This window comes from Cyclobacterium sediminis (genome assembly GCF_054781075.1).
On record NZ_BAAGVC010000003.1, the window covers coordinates 1,146,389 to 1,169,574 of the forward strand.

General features: G+C 38.5%; 19 protein-coding genes. 14 read left to right on the forward strand and 5 right to left on the reverse strand.

What is annotated here, in order from left to right:
- Positions 1-101: 101 nt before the first annotated feature.
- The 3 genes from leuS to ACYVHJ_RS07070 all read right to left on the reverse strand — a co-directional run bounded on the left by leuS (position 102) and on the right by ACYVHJ_RS07070 (position 4,933).
- Positions 102-2,876 carry a leucine--tRNA ligase gene (leuS, locus tag ACYVHJ_RS07060; RefSeq protein ID WP_339903038.1) on the reverse strand — a complete coding sequence of 925 codons (2,775 nt, stop codon included), beginning with the start codon at positions 2,874-2,876 and terminating at the stop codon, positions 102-104.
- 125 nt (positions 2,877-3,001) lie between these two features.
- A complete protein-coding gene (locus ACYVHJ_RS07065) occupies positions 3,002-3,946 on the reverse strand; it encodes a DUF6089 family protein (protein WP_460513544.1) in 945 nt (314 codons plus the stop codon).
- A gap of 81 nt (positions 3,947-4,027) precedes the next feature.
- Positions 4,028-4,933 carry a mechanosensitive ion channel family protein gene (locus ACYVHJ_RS07070; RefSeq protein ID WP_339903036.1) on the reverse strand — a complete coding sequence of 302 codons (906 nt, stop codon included), beginning with the start codon at positions 4,931-4,933 and terminating at the stop codon, positions 4,028-4,030.
- A 208-nt stretch (positions 4,934-5,141) separates the two neighbouring features.
- On the opposite strand from ACYVHJ_RS07070, the gene ACYVHJ_RS07075 reads away from it, so the two are divergent.
- From ACYVHJ_RS07075 to ACYVHJ_RS07090, 4 genes are read left to right on the forward strand one after another with little or no spacing between them, the layout of a single operon-like run.
- Positions 5,142-6,686 carry a GNAT family N-acetyltransferase gene (locus ACYVHJ_RS07075; RefSeq protein WP_460513546.1) on the forward strand — a complete coding sequence of 515 codons (1,545 nt, stop codon included), beginning with the start codon at positions 5,142-5,144 and terminating at the stop codon, positions 6,684-6,686.
- Positions 6,683-7,231, forward strand: a complete 549-nt coding sequence (locus ACYVHJ_RS07080) for a KdsC family phosphatase (RefSeq protein ID WP_460513549.1) — start codon at positions 6,683-6,685, stop codon at positions 7,229-7,231. The genes ACYVHJ_RS07075 and ACYVHJ_RS07080 overlap by 4 nt, the downstream gene beginning before the upstream one ends.
- 23 nt (positions 7,232-7,254) lie before the next feature.
- Positions 7,255-8,103, forward strand: coding sequence for a 3-deoxy-8-phosphooctulonate synthase (kdsA, locus tag ACYVHJ_RS07085; protein WP_460513551.1), 849 nt, complete (start codon positions 7,255-7,257; stop codon positions 8,101-8,103).
- On the forward strand, positions 8,100-9,776 hold the full coding sequence (locus tag ACYVHJ_RS07090; protein WP_460513553.1) for a L,D-transpeptidase family protein: 1,677 nt from the start codon (positions 8,100-8,102) through the stop codon (positions 9,774-9,776). The genes kdsA and ACYVHJ_RS07090 overlap by 4 nt, the downstream gene beginning before the upstream one ends.
- A gap of 412 nt (positions 9,777-10,188) precedes the next feature.
- Here the strand turns inward: ACYVHJ_RS07090 and ACYVHJ_RS07095 are convergent, their stop codons facing one another.
- The gene (locus tag ACYVHJ_RS07095) at positions 10,189-10,917 is read right to left on the reverse strand and encodes a murein L,D-transpeptidase catalytic domain family protein (RefSeq protein ID WP_460513555.1); all 729 of its coding nucleotides are present in this window, start codon (positions 10,915-10,917) and stop codon (positions 10,189-10,191) included.
- A 499-nt stretch (positions 10,918-11,416) separates the two neighbouring features.
- Here ACYVHJ_RS07095 and ACYVHJ_RS07100 point away from each other — a divergent pair, with 499 nt between their 5' ends.
- The 6 genes from ACYVHJ_RS07100 (at position 11,417) to ACYVHJ_RS07125 (ending at position 14,765) form a co-directional block, all read left to right on the forward strand.
- A complete protein-coding gene (locus ACYVHJ_RS07100) occupies positions 11,417-11,827 on the forward strand; it encodes a 6-pyruvoyl trahydropterin synthase family protein (RefSeq protein ID WP_339904391.1) in 411 nt (136 codons plus the stop codon).
- Positions 11,787-12,488, forward strand: a complete 702-nt coding sequence (gene folE, locus ACYVHJ_RS07105; RefSeq protein WP_460513558.1) for a GTP cyclohydrolase I — start codon at positions 11,787-11,789, stop codon at positions 12,486-12,488. Before ACYVHJ_RS07100 ends, folE begins: the two co-directional genes overlap by 41 nt.
- Before the next feature lie 147 nt (positions 12,489-12,635).
- On the forward strand, positions 12,636-13,316 hold the full coding sequence (locus tag ACYVHJ_RS07110) for an SDR family NAD(P)-dependent oxidoreductase (RefSeq protein ID WP_460513560.1): 681 nt from the start codon (positions 12,636-12,638) through the stop codon (positions 13,314-13,316).
- A 70-nt stretch (positions 13,317-13,386) separates the two neighbouring features.
- On the forward strand, positions 13,387-13,650 hold the full coding sequence (locus ACYVHJ_RS07115) for a hypothetical protein (protein WP_460513562.1): 264 nt from the start codon (positions 13,387-13,389) through the stop codon (positions 13,648-13,650).
- Between the two features lie 48 nt (positions 13,651-13,698).
- A complete protein-coding gene (locus ACYVHJ_RS07120) occupies positions 13,699-14,142 on the forward strand; it encodes a hypothetical protein (RefSeq protein WP_339904386.1) in 444 nt (147 codons plus the stop codon).
- Positions 14,142-14,765, forward strand: coding sequence for a flavin reductase family protein (locus tag ACYVHJ_RS07125; protein WP_460513564.1), 624 nt, complete (start codon positions 14,142-14,144; stop codon positions 14,763-14,765). Before ACYVHJ_RS07120 ends, ACYVHJ_RS07125 begins: the two co-directional genes overlap by 1 nt.
- Positions 14,766-14,899: 134 nt before the next feature.
- On the opposite strand, the gene ACYVHJ_RS07130 is transcribed toward ACYVHJ_RS07125, so the two are convergent.
- On the reverse strand, positions 14,900-16,360 hold the full coding sequence (locus ACYVHJ_RS07130; protein ID WP_460513566.1) for a S1C family serine protease: 1,461 nt from the start codon (positions 16,358-16,360) through the stop codon (positions 14,900-14,902).
- Positions 16,361-16,613: 253 nt separating this feature from the next.
- Here ACYVHJ_RS07130 and ACYVHJ_RS07135 point away from each other — a divergent pair, with 253 nt between their 5' ends.
- The 4 genes from ACYVHJ_RS07135 (at position 16,614) to hslU (ending at position 23,174) form a co-directional block, all read left to right on the forward strand.
- The gene (locus ACYVHJ_RS07135; RefSeq protein WP_339904120.1) at positions 16,614-17,777 is read left to right on the forward strand and encodes a 1-deoxy-D-xylulose-5-phosphate reductoisomerase; all 1,164 of its coding nucleotides are present in this window, start codon (positions 16,614-16,616) and stop codon (positions 17,775-17,777) included.
- A 3-nt stretch (positions 17,778-17,780) separates the two neighbouring features.
- Positions 17,781-19,100 (forward strand): M50 family metallopeptidase, encoded by a 1,320-nt coding sequence (rseP, locus tag ACYVHJ_RS07140; RefSeq protein WP_460513569.1) that lies wholly within the window; start codon positions 17,781-17,783, stop codon positions 19,098-19,100.
- A gap of 194 nt (positions 19,101-19,294) precedes the next feature.
- The gene (gene lon, locus ACYVHJ_RS07145; RefSeq protein WP_460513570.1) at positions 19,295-21,781 is read left to right on the forward strand and encodes an endopeptidase La; all 2,487 of its coding nucleotides are present in this window, start codon (positions 19,295-19,297) and stop codon (positions 21,779-21,781) included.
- 13 nt (positions 21,782-21,794) lie between these two features.
- Positions 21,795-23,174, forward strand: coding sequence for an ATP-dependent protease ATPase subunit HslU (gene hslU / locus ACYVHJ_RS07150; RefSeq protein ID WP_460513572.1), 1,380 nt, complete (start codon positions 21,795-21,797; stop codon positions 23,172-23,174).
- The last annotated feature ends 12 nt before the right edge of the window (positions 23,175-23,186 follow it).

Below are 23,186 nucleotides of genomic sequence, written 5' to 3' on the forward strand. Positions count from 1 at the left end.
ATATAAAAAGCAGCTCAGAAAAAAAACATTGACGACTATAATAAAAGGGAAATAAAACAAAAATAGACCCATTTGAAAATAAAATGGGTCTATTCTTACTCTTACAACACAATATTTACAATTTTTCCTGGAACAACAATGACTTTTTTAGGCTGCTGTCCTTTGGTCCATTTTTGAATTTGCTCATCTTTCAAAGCGGCTTCTTCAATTTCCTGTTTTGAAAGGCTCAAGGAAAGCTCAATTTTAGCTCTCATTTTACCGTTAATAGATACAGGATATTGATGACTATCCTCAGTAAGGTACTTCTCCTCAGCTACTGGGAATTGAGCATGGACAATGGATTCCTCATGGCCTAACAGCTCCCACAATTCTTCTGAAATATGCGGTGCATAAGGAGACAATACTATCAATAATGGCTCCAATACCTCTCTATTGTTACACTTCAATGAGGACAGTTCGTTGACACAAATCATAAAAGAAGAAACGGAAGTATTGAAAGCATGTCTTTCAATGTCCTCCTCCACTTTCTTCATGGTTTTGTGTAAAGATTTTAATGCATCTTTAGAGGCAGGCTTGTCTGAGACATTCCATTTTCCATTTTGATCATGAAACAATCTCCACAGTTTTTTCAAGAATTTATAGACTCCATCAATCCCATTGGTGTTCCAAGGCTTGAATTGCTCCAATGGTCCCAAGAACATTTCATACAACCTCAAAGTATCTGCCCCATAACTTTCAATGACATCATCAGGGTTGACTACATTGTATTTGGATTTTGACATTTTCTCCACCTCAGCCCCACAATTGTATTTACCATCTTCCAAAATAAATTCAGCATCCTTTAAGTCAGGTCTCCAATTGCGAAATGCCTCTATATCTAGTTGATCATTGTAAACAATATTAACATCCACATGCATGGGGCTTACCTCATGATCACCAATTAAGCCATAGCTCACAAAAGTATTGGTGCCTTTTTTACGGTAAACAAAATTTGACCTACCTTGAATCATCCCTTGGTTGATCATTTTTTGGAAAGGCTCCTTTATAGGAACAAAACCTCTGTCATACAAAAACTTTGTCCAAAATCTTGAGTACAACAAATGTCCTGTTGCATGTTCAGCTCCTCCAATGTACAAGTCCACTGAGCCCCAATAATCTGCAGCAGCTTTGCTTACAAACTCCTCCTTATTTTGAGCATCCATATAACGGAAAAAATACCAACTAGAACCTGCCCATCCCGGCATGGTACTCATTTCTAATGGAAAAGTTCCTTCCGCAGTCTTGTAGTTCCAGTCTTTGGCTCTACCAAGTGGCGGGGCTCCATCTTCTGTTGGTAAATATTTATCCACTTCAGGAAGAGGCAATGGCAAATCACTTTCTTCTACCAAATAGGGTAAATCATTTTTGAAGTAAACAGGAAGTGGCTCACCCCAGTAGCGTTGGCGTGTAAAAATAGCATCCCTCATTTTATATTGTATCTTCCCCTTTCCTATTCCTTTTTCTTCAAGAAAGGCAATGGCTTTGTCCATTGCATCTTGCATTTTTAAACCACTTATGAAGCCGGAATTCATGATGGTACCGCCCTTTCCGGGAAAGGAACCCTCTGACATATCTCCTTCTATCACTTGTCTTTTTTCCAATCCAAAATGGTTGGCGAAATTATAATCCCGCTCATCATGGGAAGGCACCGCCATAACTGCTCCTGTTCCATAACCGGCCAACACATAATCTGCAATCCAAATCGGAATACTTTCCCCATTAAAAGGATTTTTCGCATAACTACCGGTAAAAGCACCAGAAATGGTCTTCACATCAGCCATTCTATCCCTCTCAGACCTGTTTTTTGCCTGGGCCACATAACTAAGTGCGTTTTCTTTCTGATCTTCAGTAATTAATTTTCCTACCAGTTCATGCTCAGGAGCCAATGCCAGGTAAGTCACTCCATATATGGTATCAATCCTTGTGGTAAAGACCTTAATTTTTTCATTTTGACCTTCTACATCAAATACCATTTCTGCCCCCAAAGACCTGCCTATCCAGTTCCTTTGCATTTCTTTAACCGGATCAGGCCAATCTAAATTTTCCAAACCATTAAGCAATCGTTCAGCATAGGCGGTAATCCGCATACTCCATTGCATCATGCGTTTTCTTTCGACGGGATGCCCCCCCCTTTCAGAAAAACCATCCTTGACCTCATCGTTAGAAAGGACTGTGCCCAATGCGGCACACCAGTTGACAGTGGTCTCAGCCAAATAGGTAAGCCTATACCTTAACAATACCCTTTGCTTTTCTTCGGCTGAATATTCCGCCCATTCCTCAGCACCAAATACCTCTGTATCTTCATCACAAGCCGCTTTTACCCCTTTATTTCCTTCTTTTTCAAATACGGAAACAAGGTGAGATATTGGCATGGCCTTATCAGCTTCCATGTCATAATAACTTTCAAAAAGCTGCATAAAGATCCACTGTGTCCATCGATAATACTCAGGATCAGAGGTTCTAACTTCCTTACTCCAGTCGAAGGCAAAGCCAATATTTTTAAGTTGTTCGGTATATCTTTTTATATTTTCCTCTGTCGTTATGGCAGGATGTTGACCCGTTTGAATCGCATACTGCTCTGCAGGAAGCCCAAAGGAATCATAGCCCATAGGGTGCAATACATTGAATCCTTTTAATCTTTTGTAACGTGTCACAATATCAGAGGCAATATATCCTAATGGATGACCTACATGAAGTCCTGCTCCAGAAGGGTATGGGAACATATCCAAAGAATAAAATTTGGGTTTATTTGCTTCCGGACTAGCATTGAAAATCCCCGTTTGCTCCCAACGGTCCTGCCATTTTTTCTCAATGGCGCGAAAATTATAATCAGACATTTTCAGTAATTGTAAAATTATTGGTCAATTCAATTCCAAAAGTATAAAAAATATCCCTATTCATTTCGAATATGGATAACTATATGTAAATCACTTTTTAATTAAAAAATAATCTCGAGCGTAAACTACCAATTTCTAAACGTTCGGCTCCTTCCTTGGAGAATCCAGTTTCTCCAAAACCCATATGAAAAGTTAATTTCAGCACCGGCACTTAAGGTGAAGTATCCGTCATAACGCGCACCGGGTTCATTTAGTCTTGGGTCACCACTCCCTCTCCTTGCGCTACCTCTCGTACTTCTGATTAATTCTATATTTGGCTCTCCATTAGGGAGTAAAAATCTTTCTTCCCTAACTGATAGCCGAAGTCTATCAGGATTCACTCCGGAAATATAGTCTTCTATCAACTCATCATAAAAACCTGAAACATTAAAAGCACTGACATCATCTAAATAATCAGAAAAAGTAAACCTATAGTTACCTTCAACGAATACATCCAAATATAAATTTACTTTATATTTTATTCCTAGCCCCATAGGCATGATCACAACAACGTTATTATAAAGCTCATTTTCAGTCCTTAATGGACGCAGTGCTACCCAGTTATTGTTGTAATTGGTATGAGGGTCAATTGTGGAAGCGCCCAAACCTAAAAAGACATATGGATTAAAGAAGGCCCTGTTGATATTAAATTTTTTCACTGGCTTCCAATAGTACTCTATCAATAATGCGGCCTCCCAATTTTCACTACGGAAATTTAAATTCCTGGGAATTCTCCCACTATTAGGATCGGCGTGATCATCTTGTCCAGAAATTTTGTAATACCCAACATCCCCTCTGGCCTTCAAATTGGTCCCAAAGGTATACCTTGTACTAAACCCTGCGTAATAATCTGGTTGAACTCCTTCTTTGTATTGCCATAATGCATACAGGTCACCAAAGTATTGGGAAGGGCCACCCTGAACGGAAAATGACCATAATTCCTCGCGCCTATATTTATTAAAACCTTGGCCAAATGTTTGTAATAAAATGCACGTTAAAAAAAATGTTATAAAAAATATCTTCTTGCTCATCTTTCCTAAACCAATTCCCTAGCCATTAATCCACTGGCTATAAACGCCCTAAAGATAATATACAATGCCCCAATAAAAAAATTACTTTATTGCAATTTTATCCAGACCTGAACGTATATGTAAGTCTCTTTGAGGGAAAGGGATTTCCACATTCTCTTCCGCAAACTTTTGAAAAATAGCATAGTAAAGTTGACTTTTCAAGACATTGGGTTTGTTGGTATATTCAGTGGTCCACACCCTTAGGTTAAAATCAATACTACTGTCATTGTATTTATCAAAGAGTACATCAGGCTCTGGCTTTGTAAGAACTCCAGGAAACTCTTTCACCACTTCTAACAAAATACGTCTTATCTTTTCCGGCTCTTCCTTATAGGAAACGCCAACAGGTATATTGAACCGAATATTGCTATCATTGTGCGACCAATTGATAACTGAATTGTCTATAAATTGACTATTTGGAACAATGATGGAAATATTGTCATTGGTGAGAATTGTGGTAGATCTGGCAGATATTCTCTCCACATCCCCATAGACCTCATCCACCTCTATTCGGTCACCAACTTTTATGGGCCTTTCTAATAGAATGATCAAACCGCTAATAAAATTATTGGTAATATTCTGAAGACCAAAGCCAATTCCCACACCGATAGCTCCGGCCAAAATACCCAATGCGCTCAGGTCTACATTACTATTTTGTAAAATAGTAATTAATCCAATTATAATCAGTAGGTACTTAAAAAAGGTTGCAATAGATTGACGCATACCTACTTCAATTTTATACCTGGCTAAAACCTTATTGGCAAGAAACCTTCTTGCCAATTCGGAGACAATAAATACCAACACAATGGATATGGTAAGCCCTAAAAACAAACCTATGGTTAACTCTGTTTTCCCGAGCATCAGTAACTTGATATCCAGAAATTCGTTTAGCTTATCTAATAAGTCGGCAAAATCTCCATTGCCAATATTTTGTATCCATTCATTCATATAGTTGCTCTTTTAGTTGCTCTTTGATTTTGCTTTAGACCTTAAATTAAAGTATATAGAATTTCAGAAACCCCTTGCCCCCTTTAACTAACACACATGCAAGCAAATAGTTAAACAGGTGATAAGATAATAATTTTAACCATTATATTTTCTATTCCATTCATTTAAAAGTCCACATTTTAGGTACATTTGTTGCTAATTTAATGCCATGAGTAGACAAAACGAAGAACTCGAACATAGACTTAAACTCAGAAACATCAAGCATTCTGATTTTAATGACATCAGAGAAATAATGCTTTCCACGTACAAGACGGAAGCCATGTCTTGGACCAAGGAAGAATTTAAAAACCAGCTAAATGCTTTTCCTGAGGGGCAAATCTGCCTGGAAGACAATGGGAAAGTTGTAGCTGTGGCATTTAGTATCATTGTAGACTATGCCAAATATGGTGACAATCATTCTTATGAGCAGATCATAGGACATGGAAAATTTGATACCCATGATGAAATGGGAGACACCCTTTATGGTACCGATATTTTTGTAGACAAAGAGTACAGAGGGCTACGTTTGGGAAGAAGGCTTTATGATGCCCGCAAAGAGCTGTGTGAAAACCTAAACCTAAGGTCAATAATTGCAGGTGGAAGAATCCCAGGGTTCAGTAAATTTGCTGATCAAATGTCTCCACGTAAATACATAGAGTTGGTAAAGAACAAAGAAATATTTGACCCTGTACTTTCCTTCCAGCTTGCCAATGAATTTCATGTACGGAAAGTAATCACTAAATACCTGCCCGAAGACACAGACTCTAAAGCTTATGCCACCCTTCTTGAGTGGATCAATATTTATTATGAAAAAGAAGAAAAGTTAATTGGAAATAAAAAAACCATTGTCAGGCTGGGGCTTGTACAGTGGAAAATGAGGCGGTTTAATGATGTTGACGATCTAATGCAGCAAGTAGAGTTTTTTGTTGACACCGTTTCTGATTACCAATCTGACTTTTGTTTATTTCCGGAGTTTTTTAATGCCCCGCTATTGGCAGGATTTAATAAGATGGACGCTTCTGAAGCCATACGAAACTTGGCGGACTACACCGAAGAAATCATTAACCGAATGCGAGATCTAGCCTTGTCCTACAATGTGAATATCATTGCAGGAAGCATGCCCGAATACGACGGAAAGAAACTCCGAAATGTGAGTTATTTGTGCAGAAGGGATGGCACGATGGACAAGCAATACAAGCTCCATATCACTCCTGACGAGCAATCCTATTGGGGACTTCAAGGAGGAAATGGCATTAGCGTTTTTGACACAGATGCCGGGAAGGTGGGAATACTCATTTGTTATGATGTAGAATTCCCAGAGTTAGGACGAATCTTGGCAGAAAAGGAGATGGACATACTTTTTGTTCCATTTTGGACAGATACAAAGAATGCCTACTTAAGGGTAAGCACCTGTGCAAAGGCCAGGGCCATCGAAAATGAATGCTATGTGGCCATTACGGGTTCCGTAGGAAATCTCCCTCGGGTAGAAAATATGGACATTCAACATTCTCAAGCAGCCATATATTCACCCTCTGATTTTTCTTTCCCGCACGACGCAATCATTGGTGAGGCCTCCCTGAACACAGAAACTACTATTGTGGCAGATGTAGACCTTGCTTTGTTAACCAAATTACGAAAAACAGGAAGCGTACGAAATCTTGAACAACGAAGGCTAGACCTGTACTCAATACAATGGAAAAAAAATAGGCAATGAATCACTTTAACCCAAATTATAAAGAAGTCCTTTCTAAGGCTAAAGATATTCAACTAATCGTAACTGACCTTGATGGTGTGTTAACGGACGGAGGCATAGTATTAGATGACAATGGAAAGGAATACAAAAGGTTTCAGGTTAAGGATGGGCAAATCATCCGTTTCCTCCGCGAATCCAGCATAAAAACAGGAGTCATTACCGGTAGAGATGTACCTGTATCAAAATTCCGATGTGAACAAATGGGAGTAGATTTCCACCTTCATGGTGTAAATGACAAATGGCCTACATTACAATCCATTATTGCAAAGATGGATTTAAAAGCCAGTCAAGTTGCCTATATAGGAGATGATATAATTGACCTAGAAGTGTTAACAAATGTAGGTTTCTCTGCTGCTCCGGCTGACGCCATCTTCTATATCAAGGACAAGGTGGATTATGTCACTATAAAGAAAGGTGGGGAGGGATCGTTTAGGGAATTGGCAGATTTAATACTTTATGCCAATAGGAATCTACCTTCATACCCGTACACAACCGATAATAATTAATTGAGCAAACAAAAAGCTTAAAGATGAAAATTAGCCAGCATAAGATGAAAATCAATGAAGATTTAAAACTAGGTGGAAATCAACCTGTTTTATTTTCCGGCCCCTGCGCAGTTGAAAGTCCGGAAATATGTCTGGAAATAGGCACTAAAATAAAAGCCCTATCTGAAAAACATGGCTTTGGTTATGTATTTAAGGCTTCTTTTGACAAAGCCAATAGGACCTCTACAGATTCATTCCGAGGCATTGGTTTTGAAAAATCATTACAAGTTCTGGAAATGGTGGGCAAAACCCTTGCTGTTCCTTTGGTCACTGACATCCATGAAAGTTACCAAGTAGATGCAGTAGCTTCAGTGGTTGATGTATTGCAAATCCCTGCATTTCTTTGTAGGCAAACAGATCTACTAATTGCTGCCGGCAAAACCGGAAAAGCCATTAAAATTAAACGTGGCCAATTTATGGCTCCTGAAGACATGCGATATGCGGTAGATAAAATCCGTGCTACAGGTAACGACAATGTGGCCCTCACTGAGAGAGGTTTCTCACTGGGATACCATAACCTTGTAGTAGACATGAGAGCTTTGCCTATCATGCGCCAATTTGCCCCGGTAGTTTTTGATGTCACCCACAGTGTACAACAGCCCGGAGCAAATAAAGGCAGCAGTGGCGGACAAAGGCAAATGGCTCCTTACCTTGCAAGGGCAGCTGCGGCTACAGGTGTGGATGGCTTTTTTATAGAAACACATCCCAATCCGGCAGTTGCCTTAAGTGACGGTCCAAACATGGTTCCTTTAGATCAAATGGATGAATTTCTCGCCATGCTTAAAAATGTCTGGACAATGGGAAATCAGTATAAAAATTATTCTTTGCAATGAAGAAAGCTAAGTGGTTCTACTTTTTACTTTGTTTTGGGCAATTGTTTTGCTTGAGTATAAATACCTTGGCCCAAAACCAACCGGTAAGTAACCAAATTAGAACACTTATTGAAGGAGACAGTACTTACTTTAACATTGCCTTTGATCCATACCCTTTACACTCGAGAACAGAGCTAATATCATTTTATTCGGAAAGGGCTTTTCAACCGGGTTGGTCAAAAGATGAGCAATTGACTTGCAATGCCTTGGAACTCCGCCACCTTATTCAAAATGCCACTTTTGATGGCTTGCTCCCTGAAGATTATCACCTTGATGGCTTAAATATATTTTTCGAAAAATATTTTTCAGGAATCCCCCTGACTCCAATAGATTTGGCCAAGGTTGATTTTTTGCTTAGCGATGCCTTCATTCTATATGCCAACCATATTTTTGGAGGGAAAGTCCATCCGGAACACCTGCACAGCACTTGGGAAATCCTACAGAAAGGAAAAGAGCCCAAGGTATTGGAAAAGCTCTATTTGGCTGTGACGGAGAACAATGTAAAAAAACAACTATTCAGCCTGCAGCCAAAATTTTCGATTTACCTTCGCATGAGGCAATCCATGAAAAAATACTTGGAGTTGATAAAACGTGACTCAGGGAATAATTGGAAAAAGATACCGATAAACGAGTCAATTGAAATACTCCAAAAAAGTGAAGGAATCCCCACCGTTCGCAAAAGGTTACAATTATGGAAAGACCTGAAACCTTATTCCATGCAACCCGGAACAGAAAACATCTATGATTCCATTTTGTATGAAGGCGTAAAAACCTTTCAGGAAAGAAATGGGCTTTTTCCGGACGGTGTGTTAGGCAAGGCCACCGTCGAAGCATTGAACAAATCCCCTCAGGAACTTATCAAGCAGGTAAGTGTAAATATGGAAAGGCTAAGGTGGCTTCCCGACACTACCGTACAAGAGTTTATTTTGGTCAATATAGCCAACTACGCATTAGATTATATCAATAAGAAAGACACTTTGCTTCACTCCAATGCAATTGTAGGAAAAACTTACAGGAAAACTCCGGTTTTTAATGGGGCCATGAGCTATTTGGTCTTTAGTCCCACCTGGACCGTTCCTCCAACTATATTGAAGAATGATGTAATTCCTGCTGTTAAAAACAACCTGAATTACCTTCAGTCAAAAAACATGCGTATTCTGGATTTTTCAGGAAATGAAATCCCTCCGTCTTCAATCAATTGGAGCACGGTAAATGCTGATAATTTTAAATACATGGTGAGGCAAGACCCAGGCCCATCCAATGCGCTTGGAAGGGTGAAATTCATGTTCCCCAATAAACACAATGTCTACATACATGACACCCCTTCAAGGTCACTCTTTTCCCAAGAAGACAGGGCATTAAGTTCGGGCTGTATTCGTATTGAAAAGCCTATAGAACTAGCCAAATTATTACTTTCAGACCAAAAAAAATGGACGGATGATCTAATAAAAGAAGCATTAGTGGGCGATGAAGAGCGATCCGTTAGCCTGACCAGAAAAATCCCTGTGATTATACTCTATTTGACCTTTTGGACAGATAGCAGAAAAAAAGAACAAGTTCGAAAAGACATCTATGATAGAGACAATGAACTCTATAAATTGATGCAAAAACCTCTAAACTCCAGTTCGATTTAAATTGTCTTAAACAATGGCTACGTCGCCACTGCGAACCCTTTTTGAGGTTTGCTGAGGTTGGAAAGGGTGAACCAGTCTCAACTTGGGGATTCCCAGAGTTTTCACTACTCAAATGCCTCCCTAAACCTACCAATGCCGTGTTTCTAAAGACCAAGAATACGGAGCTAATAGCACTAGCGAAAAACCGGTTTTACTATTGGGCCTAAAGAGGCAATGGCCTAAAAAGTCAACCCATTTAAACCCAGATGACATTTCCTGAATCGGCTTACCCGGGCTTTCAAGATTTCTCCTGATTGGAATGCTTTATTAAATATTGTGATTTCGAAAATGTCAGGTCCCGGAATGACAATCTTTTTTATAATTTTAAGTTTAACTCAAGTAATAAACAGTCTTTTAATTTAGGGAGCTAAAATTAACTAAATACATTCTCCTTGATAAAAACAGATTGACTCCAATAGTCAGGTTCACTTGCGTGAACAAACAAGCAGCTTTTATTTTTGATCAAATCAATTATAGCTTCAAAATTATCAGAGGGCAAAGCCGGACATCCTAAACTTCTACCCAGCCTTCCATGACGTGTAATAAATGATTTTTCAGCATAAGCGGCTGCATGCATTACAATCGCTCTTGCCCTGGCATTGTCATTAATCCCTTTTTCCATTCCATCTAAGCGCAAAGATTTACCATGCTTACCAAAATAGGTTTCACCCGTAAGGTAAAATCCCAAACTACTCATATAGCTTTCAGGCACGTTAGAAAACTTTTTAGCATGTAATCCCCCTGAATTCCTTCCATGGGCCACAAGGGAAGCATATTCCAATTTTTGATTGTCTACGTCGATTACCCAAAGCCTTTGTTCTGATGAGGGCAGATCAAAATCAACTATGGTTAATGGACTGCCTTCTTCGATCAATCCATCGTCAATCATTTTCAAATAACCTTTAAAAGCCATTGATAAAACTTCCTTTTTTAGCAATGGGTTTTGCTGCCGGATATTATCCCAAAGGCCTTCTACACTGTCCCTTATTACCTTAACCTCAGGTTTTTCTATAGGGTGTAAATTGACAATACCTGCAGGTTTCATCTCAAATGAAAAAACAGGAAATACTACTAAAATTGTAAAAGCAAATATTTTAATCATACGCAAACTCAAACAAATAAAGGCTGGTCTTAAGGGATAAATCTCAATAAACCACAGTAATATAAGTCAATTTTGCCCCCAATTAATTCCCGAATGATAGGAAAATTTTGAAACATTTCTGCTAGACCGATTAAAGTAGATAAGTAAAGGAATTCAGAAACCAATGAAATCAATTAATTTTAAGCGTTTTTAGGACTATTATTATCAAGAGGTTTAAACCAATTGGCCTTAAATAAATAAAAGATCTGCACAGCCTAGGTCTATATGGGGGTAATTAAAAAACGAATCTATGGCAGTTCCCGGACGGACTTTGACCTTTATTTGATTAATTTTGAACCGATTTGCCTTAAATATTTGTTCTTTCGGTAGAAAAAGGTAAAATGGGGTAAAAACGTAATATGGACCATTTAAAAAAAGCTTGAAACATTGCAATTTCTATATATCTAAAGGTATAGAAACTTAAAAAAAACAAAATTACTGGAATTCTGTTAAATAAAATATGAAAATAGCCATCTATAGAAAAGAACACTTTAATGCTGCCCATAGGCTTCACAACCCACAATGGTCAGCGGAAAAAAATGATGCAGTTTTCGGAAAATGTAACAATCCCAGTTACCACGGCCATAACTATGACTTGGAAGTTAAGCTTACAGGTCCAATAGATCCTGAAACAGGTTATGTCTATGACATGAAGCTATTGAAGGATGTAATTAAAGATAATGTTACGAAAAAGTTTGATCACAAAAATTTAAATTTAGATGTCGATGAATTCAAGAACCTTAATCCAACTGCAGAAAACATTGCTGTGGTTATTTGGAATATTTTGAGAGAGAAAATTGAATTAAAATACGACTTAACAATTCGATTATATGAAACAGAAAGAAACTTTGTTGAATTCAGCGGGGATTGATCTCAATCAAGCCATTGACGACATAGGAGATGATCATATTTCTTCTTCCCATGAAACACCATTACGGGAAGATGCTTTTGAAATGGACGATGATCTGAAAATGGAATTGATTGAAAAACATTTTAAAGAAATCATGAATATTCTTGGCATGGACCTGAAGGACGATAGTTTAAAAGGCACCCCAAAAAGAGTAGCGAAAATGTTTGTGAAAGAAGTTTTTTCAGGGCTGAATCCAAAAAACAAACCAGAGGTTAAATTATTTGAAAACAAATACAAGTACAATGAAATGCTGGTAGAGAAAGACATTACTTTTTTCTCTCATTGTGAGCATCATTTTGTACCTATTTACGGAAAAGCACATGTTGCCTATATTTCCAATGGCAATGTAATCGGATTGTCTAAAATCAATAGGATTGTTCAATATTTTGCCAAAAGACCTCAGGTCCAAGAAAGGCTTACTGTTCAGATTGGTAATGAGCTTAAAAATGCTTTAGGGACAGATGACGTAGCTGTAATTATGGATGCAGACCATATGTGCGTATCCAGTAGAGGCGTAAGTGATACCAGCAGCAGTACTGTCACTTCCTTCTATAGCGGTCAATTTGAACATGACAACCAGAAAAGAAATGAATTCCTTAAATACATTTCTCTTTCAAGGTAAACATTTGTTTATTTTATAAGTCACTGCATTTAAAGCTGTTATTTCTAAGAAATAGCAGCTTTTTTTATTCTCTTCCTGTTATATCAAGAAAAAAGTTAAACAATTTGGCTGTGAATTAATTCTACTAAGTAAACATTGTGTGTGTATATGAAGGGAAAGAACATAGTAATTATTGGTGGGAATAGTGGAATTGGTAAAAAGGTAGCAGAAAAACTCAGTCAAAATGGTGCCGAAATATATGCCTACTCCAGGTCATTTACTGGAGAGCAACACTTGGATATTGAGAAAGATTTTGAAGCATTACCCAACTTACCTGAAACTATTCACGGGTTCGTTTACTGCCCCGGAACGATTAACTTAAAACCATTCAAAAGGCTAACAATTGATGATTTCAGGCAGGATCTTGAGGTCAATTACCTCGGAGCTGTAAGAACGCTCCATTTTTTGGAGAATTCATTGAAAAGATCAAAGGAAGCCTCTGTAGTCCTGTACAGTAGCATTGCAGTACAAACAGGCTTGGGTTTTCATAGCTCTATTGCCGGAGCCAAAGGCGCCATAGAAGGACTCACTCGGTCTCTCGCAGCCGAATGGGCAAGTTATGGTATCCGTGTCAATGCCATTGCTCCGTCACTTACTGACACCCCTTTGGCCAACTCTCTGCTTTCTACACCGGACAAAAAAAGTGCAGCTGAAAAAAGGCATCCACTTGGTCGAGTAGGGAAAGCCACTGATATCGCAGCCTCAACGGTATTTTTACTTTCTGATCAATCTTCTTGGATCACTGGACAGGTAATCAAGGTTGACGGGGGAATTTCCGCGATAAAATGATTACCCCTATCGATAAAAAAAATAGAGCAGATAGGCAAGGATTGCCTTGGTATTTAAAACAGCTAAGTAAATGAGGACTCCACCGGAATCATATCTAATTTTTAAAGCAGAGCTAAAAAAGGCCAAGCTCGAAAAAGAGCAATTAAAGCGAGATTATGAAGATAAGTTACTAAAGATCAACCAAGAATTATCCCGATTAAAGGAGCAAATTTCCGTACAGCAAGACCTAATGAAAACAACCATAAATTATGCAGTAAGGCTTGAAGACGACTTGGAGAATTTCAAACAGCTTGTCGAAGAGGAGAAAAACAAAAGAAAAAGCTCTTTTCATTAATCAATTATTTTTATTACCTATAGGTAATGATGAAGAAAAAGAATGATTATGACTGATACTTTGAATAAACAGGAGTTGCAAGATTTTGAAATTGCTTTTGAAGAAGAGTATGCCAGGGTTGATACCAATAATTCAAAAGGGATTATCATTTGTACATTATTGGTAGATTATGTCCCCATTACTGACTTTAAAGCCATTTTTCACAAAATCACCAATATCATAAAAGAAGGCAACTATAAGAAATTCATCTTTGACAAAAGGGCTTTAAGGGCTTTTCATCAACCCAGTATGGAATGGTATTTTTTAGATTGGAAGAAAGAAGTCTTTTCTTATGGAATTAAAACGCATAGGAAAATTCTACCCAATGAGGCATGGTTTGTGAAACTGGTCATGATTGCCAAAAAACAAATCACATTGGAAAACCCCGGTAATATTATTCGGGAACTTGATATTAAATACTGTGACAGCATAGAAGAAGCCATAGCTGAATAATGAAAAGATTTACCAAAGACAATTTAATCAGTAAAGGCAAAGCCTACAATAGAAACTTTGTGAATTGCCTGAGTGGTTTCAAAAGCCTGAACCTTATTGGAACCATCAACACTGAAAACAATAAAACCAACTTGGCCCCTTTTAGTCAAGTATTTCATGTTGGAGCCAACCCACCTACTGTTGGGATTTTATTTCGCCCCCATACCGTGGAACGACATACCTTGGAAAACATTCTTCAAAATAAATGTTTCACATTAAACCATGTGGATGAAAATTTTTACAAAAAAGCACACCAATGCAGTGCAAGATGGACACAATCAGAATTTAAAGCCACAGGATTGGAGGAAGAATTCCTGAATGACTTCAAAGCTCCCTTTGTAAAAATAAGTCCTTTGAAAATTTCCTGTGTCCTAAAAGATAAAATTACCTTGGCAGTAAATGAAACGGTCTTAATCGTAGCCAACATAGAAGAAGTATGGGTAGCTGCTGATGCTGTTGAAGATGATGGGTTTATTGAATTAAATAAAATAGGAACCATTACTGTCTCGGGTTTGGATAGTTACCATAGCACTAGCAAATTGGACAGATTGCCCTATGCAAAGCCCATTCAAAAAGCCGAATAGCCCAAAGCTACTTTCTAGATAACATTAAATAATTCCTAAAAATAATAAGCCGAACCAAAACGAAAATGCTCTAAAGTAAAAACACATACTACCCACTTTGACCATAGGGCAGAATGTGTTCATGATGGGTTTGGCTATCGGACAGAGTAAGATTGAGCGAAAGAGCGGCCTCCCGGTGTTAAACCTTCGATTCTTAACTGTCCACTAAATTCTTCTAAAAACTTACCAACTTTTTCCGGATCTTTTGCCGGCTGGTCATTGACATCTGTAATGATAAATCCATTTCCAAATCCAAGATCATTAAGATAGCCTCTGGTCATGGAAGATATTTTCACCCCATAGGGTACACCATACCGATCCATCTCGATTGCGTTGATGGTTTCAAGTTTTGCCCCCAATAAGGCAGATGCATAAAAAGATCTATTGATAACTCCGGTTCCACCCAAGAGGTTCTGTAAGGTCAATTGAACAGTGTTGAGTTTTCCCCTTCTTTGATAAGTAACCTGGATTTTGTCACCCGGGTAATAATAAGACAAGGCCTCCTCAAAGCTCCCTTTTCCTGAAATTTCTGTTCCATCAATTTTCACAATCACGTCATTGACTTCCATTCCTGATTTTTCTGCGGCCCCGTTCCTTATCACATGAGAAACAATGACACCATCTAAAGATTGTAGATTCATTTCCTCAGCCAAATCAGGGGAAATCTCTTTAATTTCAATTCCCGGAATTGCTTTTTGAACCTCACCATATCGAATAAGGTCGTTGGCAATCTTGGTAGCGATATCAACAGGAACAGCAAAACCATATCCGGTGTAGGAACCTGTTCTACTCAAAATAGCTGTATTGATTCCCACCAACTCTCCATTTATATTGACTAAAGCTCCACCTGAATTTCCGGGATTTATTGGGGCATCTGTTTGGATAAATGATTCCAAAGGAAAATCACCCCCCATAATATTGATTTGCCTTTCCTTTGCTGACACTATTCCTGCCGTTACTGTGGAAGTAAGGTTAAAAGGATTGCCTACTGCTAAAACCCACTCCCCTATTTTCAATTCCCGACTACTCCCAATTTCTATGGCCGGAAGATTATCTGCTTCAATTTTCAAAACTGCAATATCCGTATTTGCATCTGAGCCAATTAAACTGGCTTTATACGTTCTTTTCTTATGGATTACTTCAATGGTTTCTGCTTTTTCTATGACATGGTTATTGGTAATGATATAACCATCTTCAGAAAAAATCACCCCTGAACCTGTGCTAACTGTCTGCTGTGCCATACCTTGACCAAAGAAATAATCAAATATACTATACCTTCGAGAATCAGTCCCGGAAAAGTTTTTTATAAACACCACAGAGTTGGTACTGTTTTCGGAAGCTTCCACAAAAGAATCCGGCACCGGGCTCCCAAGGTTTTGGTTGGCTTCTTCAATGGGAGGCCGATGACGCACTTGAGACATTGGAATTTCTTCAGACCTGCTGAATTGCTCAGGGTTATTAAAATACGGATCCTCACTCAAATACTGGTGAAACACAAAAGAACCAATCACCCCACCTAAAAACGCAACGAGAACTAAACCAATATTTTTAAACATAACTAAAGACTTTGAATACTTAATTAAATACGGCCATTCACTGAATCAAGCCAATTTATTTAACATTTTTTAAACTTTCTTATGGCAAAAAATCACAATGTAAATTCTTTCCCAATTTTGTGCCAAAAAAACATATGGTTTAAAAAGTCTAAAAAAAACGGGAATACTGGTTTTACCTTGTAAATTTGTCAGTAGAAAATAACGGATAATGCCAAGTTGGGCATTGTGCTTTTTTTGTAAGTAAAAAATTTCCATGTCTACAATGAAACGTGTGGCCATTTTAGGCTCAACAGGTAGTATAGGTACACAAGCTTTAGATGTAATTGAGCAGCATTCTGACAAATTTGAAGTTGAGGTCCTTACGGCTTTTAATAACAAAGACTTATTAATCCAACAGGCCTTAGCCTTCCAACCGAATGTAGTAGTCATTGGCAACGAGAGCCATTACCTTGAAGTTAAGGAGGCTTTGAGTAATCAACCTATCAAGGTTTATGCAGGAGACAATGCCCTTGCCTCAGTAGTAGAAATGGAAACTATTGACATTGTGCTTACTGCTTTGGTTGGCTATGCAGGGTTGATCCCGACCATCAAAGCGATAGAAGCGGGCAAGCCCATTGCCTTGGCTAATAAAGAAACCCTGGTAGTGGCGGGTGACCTTATCACCAAGTTAGCCAAAGAGAAAGCCGTAAATATCTACCCTGTAGATTCTGAACATTCTGCAATTTTTCAATGTTTGGTTGGTGAATTTCATAATCCAATCGAAAAAATAATACTTACCGCCTCAGGAGGCCCTTTTAGAGGTAGAGATAGGGAATATTTAAAAAATGTAACCAAAGAACAGGCGCTCAAGCATCCCAATTGGGATATGGGAGCTAAAATCACCATAGACTCAGCTTCGTTGATGAACAAAGGGCTAGAAGTGATCGAAGCAAAATGGCTATTCGGATTGGATGCAAGCCAGGTTGAAGTCGTTGTTCACCCTCAGTCAATTGTCCATTCATTGGTTCAATTTGAAGACGGTTCGATCAAAGCGCAACTTGGACTACCTGACATGCGTATTCCTATTCAGTTTGCCTTGTCCTATCCTGATAGAGTAAAATCAAATTTTGAAAGGTTTGATTTTACTGAATACCCAAATCTCCAGTTTGAGAAACCGGATCGAAAAACATTCAAAAACTTGGACTTGGCCTTTACGGCACTAGAAAAAGGAGGAAATGCTGCTTGTTCACTTAATGCTGCGAATGAAATCGCAGTGGCTGCATTTTTGAAAGATAAAGTCAAATTTCTTGAAATGTCAGACTTGATTGAACAGAGTATGGAAAAAATTAGTTTTATTAAAGAACCAAGTTTGGAAGATTTAATTGCTACAGACAAGGAAACAAGAATAATTTCAAAAGAATTAATTAGTAGAAAATAAAGAATGGATACATTAATAATGGTAGCGCAATTGCTACTCGGATTGTCGATATTGGTCGGCTTACATGAATTGGGACACCTGCTGGCAGCGAAAATGTTTGGCATGCGTGTCGAAAAGTTCTCTATAGGATTCCCTCCAAAAATCATTGGTTTTCAATGGAAAGAAACAGAGTACTCCATTGGAGCCATTCCCCTAGGTGGATTTGTTAAAATATCTGGAATGGTGGATGAATCCCTTGATTCTGAGCAACTATCTGATGAACCCCAACCTTGGGAGTTTAGATCCAAACCTGCATGGCAAAGATTAATTGTGATGCTTGGTGGTATCATTGTAAACGTAGTCACCGGAATTATCATATTCGTATTTTTGGTATACAGTAAAGGTGAAACTTACTTTTCAAGAGACCAGGTGATTGAACATGGGATTGTTGCCTATGATATTGGTCAACAAATAGGGTTACAGGATGGAGACAAAATATTAGACATCAATGGGGAACCTTATGAGTCATTGAATGACCTAAGTAGCGGCAATGCTTTGTTAAGCTCAGACGGCTATTATACTGTAGAGAGAGACGGTGAAAGAAAGAAGATCACAATCCCTAGGGGATTTATCAATTCTTTTTCAAATGAAGAAAGCATGTCTAACTTCATTAGCATTCGATTCCCCTTTCAAATTCTTGAAGTAAACCCTAAGGGAACAGCTGTTGAAGCGGGTATTCAAAAAGGGGATGAAATCATCGCTGTAAATGAACAACCCATCCAATACTTCAATGAGCTACAAGATGCCTTGGCGGCGAATAAGGGCGAGACTGTAGACCTAACGATAGTTAGGGATCAACAAGAAATTATTACTAGTACAAAGGTATTAGAGGACGGCACCATTGGTATAGCGGCAAAAAACTTAATTGAGCCTGTTCGCAAAAAATATACTTTTGCAGAATCTATTCCATTGGGAACAGAAAGGGCTTTCAGTGTGGTGATCATTAATGCCAGAGCCATGGGTAAAATGTTTACAGGGGAAGTTTCTACCAAAAATGTTAGTGGACCTATTGGGATGGCTAAAATATATGGTTCTACCTGGGATTGGATTAAATTCTGGTCCATAACCGGGCTAATTTCCATGATTTTGGCATTTATGAATTTACTACCTATTCCCGCATTAGATGGTGGCCATGTAATGTTTTTGTTGTATGAAATGGTATCAGGAAGAACTCCTTCAGATAGATTTCTTGAAAACGCCCAGAAAATTGGAATGGTATTACTATTAGCAATTATGGTATTTGCCATAGGAAACGACATCCTTAAGCTTTTTACCGGAAGTTAACTACCGAAAAAAACCATAAAGGGGAAATAATATCCCCTTATTTTTAAATTGCCCTTAACTTTTATTTCCTGACAATTTGTTAAAGGAAATAAATTGGCATAAGCCTTGGACAGGGTTTATATAATAACCTTATTCATAAGGGTTTTTCATATTTCAACAAATTAACATGACACAATACCTGTCATAATGTCTGTATGAACAATAACGACAATCAATTATATCAATCACTAATGATGGGAGATTTTTCGGGAGAAGGCGACTTAATTCAGTTAATTACTGATGATGAGGATGAAAATGGCCAAAAAGACGAAAACTACGCCAAAGAAATACCTATTCTTTCCGTCAGAAACACCGTTTTGTTTCCCGGGGTAGTAATTCCTATTACTGTTGGAAGACAACGATCCATTAAACTTGTTAAGAAAGCTCAAAAAGGAGACAAGTTAATTGGTGTGTGTGCTCAAAAAAACTCCAACATTGAAGACCCCTCTTGGGACGATATCTATAAAGTAGGCACCATAGCTAAAATAGTGAAGATGATCGTGTTGCCAGACGGGAATACCACCATCATTATTCAAGGTAAAAAGCGTTTTAAAGTAGAAGAAGAAATTACGGAAGATCCTTATTTTCAGGCAAATGTCTCTTACTTAGAAGAGACATTTCCTAAAAATGATGAAAAAATAGAGGCTTTAGAGCAATCCTTAAAGGAAGCTGCCTTAAAAATCTTGCAACTAAACCCTGAAATTCCTAGAGAAGCTCAGGTCGCCTTAGATAATATTGACAGCACGCCTTTTCTTACTCACTTCCTTTCTTCCAATATCAATGCACCGGTTGAGTCCAAACAAAAATTACTCGAAATCAATGATGGCATAGAAAGGGCCACCCTTTTGCTTGAGTTCATGATGAAGGACATTCAAATGCTGGAGCTGAAGAATGAAATCCAGAAAAAAGTCCATACTGATATTGACCAACAGCAAAGGGATTATTTCTTGCGGCAACAGATGAAGGTACTTCAAACAGAACTAGGTGATGAGGGACCGGATAAGGAAGTCGAGGAATTAAGGGCGCGTGGTAAAAAGAAAAAATGGCCAAAATCTGTGGCTGACCAATTCAATAAAGAATTGGATAAAATCATGAGAATGAATCCTGCCACAGCAGAATACCCTATTGCCATTAACTATGCAGAAGTTTTGGTAGATCTTCCATGGAATGATTTTACTACCGATAACTTTGATCTTAACAGAGCCAAGAAAATCCTAGATCGTGATCATTCCGGTTTGGACAAAGTCAAAGATCGAATCATTGAATATTTGGCTGTTTTGAAATTAAAGCAAGACCTTAAAGGACCTATTCTTTGTTTATATGGACCTCCCGGTGTAGGAAAAACTTCTCTAGGAAAATCCATTGCTAAAGCCTTGGGAAGAAAGTATGTGAGAATGTCTTTGGGAGGACTCCATGACGAGTCGGAAATTAGAGGACATAGAAAAACCTATATTGGTGCCATGCCGGGTAAAATCATCCAAAACATGAAAAAGGGCAAATCTTCAAACCCTGTATTCGTTTTGGATGAAATAGACAAACTGAGTACTGATTTTAGAGGAGACCCATCTTCTGCCTTTTTAGAAGTATTGGATCCCGAGCAGAACAATGCTTTTGTAGACAATTACCTGGAGGTAGATTATGATTTGTCCAAGGTGTTATTCATTGCCACTGCCAACACCTTGGAAACTTTGCAACCTGCGCTTAGAGACCGGATGGAGATCATCGAGGTCACCGGATATACCATGGAAGAAAAAGTGGAAATTTCAAAAAAACACTTGGTTCCAAAGCAGCGAAAAGAACATGGGCTAAAAGCCAAGGACATTACTTTTTCCAATGAATCTTTGATAAAAATCATTGAGGATTACACCCGGGAATCAGGTGTTAGGAGTCTGGAAAGACAGATTGGGAAGGTCATAAGGAATATTACCAAGTCTATAGCAATGGAAGAACCTTATCAGAAAAAAATAACCCCTGCCTTGGTTAGGAAAATATTAGGTGGTGAAATATTCGACAAAGAATTTTATCAAGACAACTCCCTGGCGGGAGTTGTTACAGGCCTTGCCTGGACTTCTGTGGGAGGAGAAATTTTATTTATTGAAGCAAGTATTAGTAAAGGAAAAGGAAAACTAACCCTTTCCGGTCAGTTGGGAGATGTTATGAAAGAATCTGCCATGACAGCCATTTCTTATTTAAAATCTCATGCGGAGGAGCTGGACATAGATTATAGGGTATTTGATCAGTACGATCTGCATATTCATGTGCCTGCCGGAGCTGTACCTAAAGACGGACCTTCTGCCGGAATTACCATGCTTACAGCCATCGCATCTGTTTATACCCAGAGAAAAGTAAAAACAAAATTGGCCATGACAGGAGAAATCACTTTGAGAGGTAAAGTGATGCCCGTTGGTGGAATTAAAGAAAAAATATTGGCTGCAAAAAGAGCCGGTATCGAAGAAATCATCCTTTGCAATAGAAATCAAAGAGACATCGAAGAAATTGATGATTCTTACCTCAAAGGAGTCAAATTTCATTTTGTAGACCACGTAAGCGAAGTTTTAGCCTTGGCCCTTTTAGAGGAAAAAGTATCGAATCCGATCAATTTCAGCCTCGAAAGTGAGGAAAAGAAAACTGAAGCATCGTAAAAGAACTGAAAACATGAACCATTTAACACCAAAGCAAATTGTTGCTGAACTGGATAAATATATAATAGGACAGACAGAGGCCAAAAGGAATGTTGCGATTGCCCTAAGAAACAGGATTCGTCGCCTTATGGTGAAATCTGATCTTCAAAAAGACATTGTCCCTAATAATATCCTCATGATTGGCTCTACCGGAGTGGGTAAAACTGAAATTGCCCGAAGGTTAGCCAAAATAGCCAATGCCCCTTTCACGAAGGTAGAAGCTTCCAAATTTACCGAAGTAGGCTATGTCGGAAGGGACGTAGAGTCCATGGTAAGGGATTTGGTGGAACATGCAGTAAATCTGGTTAAGGAAGCAAAGAATGAAGAAGTAAAGGAAAAAGCTGCAGTGATTGTTGAAGACATGCTTCTGGATATTTTGATTCCTCCCGTTAGAGGTACAGGTTTCAGCACTACGCAAAAAGAGAATTTTAATCCCGACAATGCCAGCGAGCAAGAGCTTAATGAAAAAACCAGGGAGAGATTCAAAGAAAAATTGAAGCATGGAGAGCTGGAGGAACGGAAAATAGAAATCAATGTTAAGCAGTCCTCCCCTGCTGGGATTGGCATGGTGGGAAATGGCATGATGGATGAAGCCAGTATGGCTGGCATTCAAGACATGCTTAGCAATATGATGCCTAAGCGCACCAAAAAAAGGAAAGTCACCATTTCGGAAGCCAGAAAGATTTTGATGGAAGAAGAAGCCTCCAAACTTATTGATTTTGATGAGGTCAAAGAAGAAGCCATTAAGCTTGCGGAAAACAATGGGATCATATTTATCGACGAAATTGATAAAATTGCCTCTAGTTCAAGTAAATCAGGCGGACCGGATGTTAGCAGAGAAGGTGTACAAAGAGATTTGCTTCCTATTGTAGAAGGCAGTGCTGTCAATACCAAATATGGATTGGTACATACAGATCATGTGTTGTTTATAGCCGCAGGAGCCTTTCATGTAAGCAAACCTTCGGACCTGATTCCCGAGCTGCAAGGAAGGTTCCCAATTCGAGTAGAACTTACGAGCCTAACCCAAGAGGATTTCTACAAAATACTCAAAGACCCAAAAAATGCCCTCACCAAACAGTATCAGGCCTTATTTGAAGCTGAGGAAGTTTATTTGGAATACACAGACGATGCCATTCAAGAAATAGCTTCATTGGCATTTAGTATCAATGAGGAAGTTGAAAACATTGGGGCAAGAAGGCTGCACACCGTCATGAGCCATTTACTGAATGACTTTTTGTTTGATGTACCGGATTCAATAGGTCCCAATAGCAAAATCATGATTACCAAAGACCTTGTCAATGAAAGGTTAAGTTCTTTGGTGAAAAACCGAGACCTTTCTCAGTTCATCCTTTGATACAGTTCATAA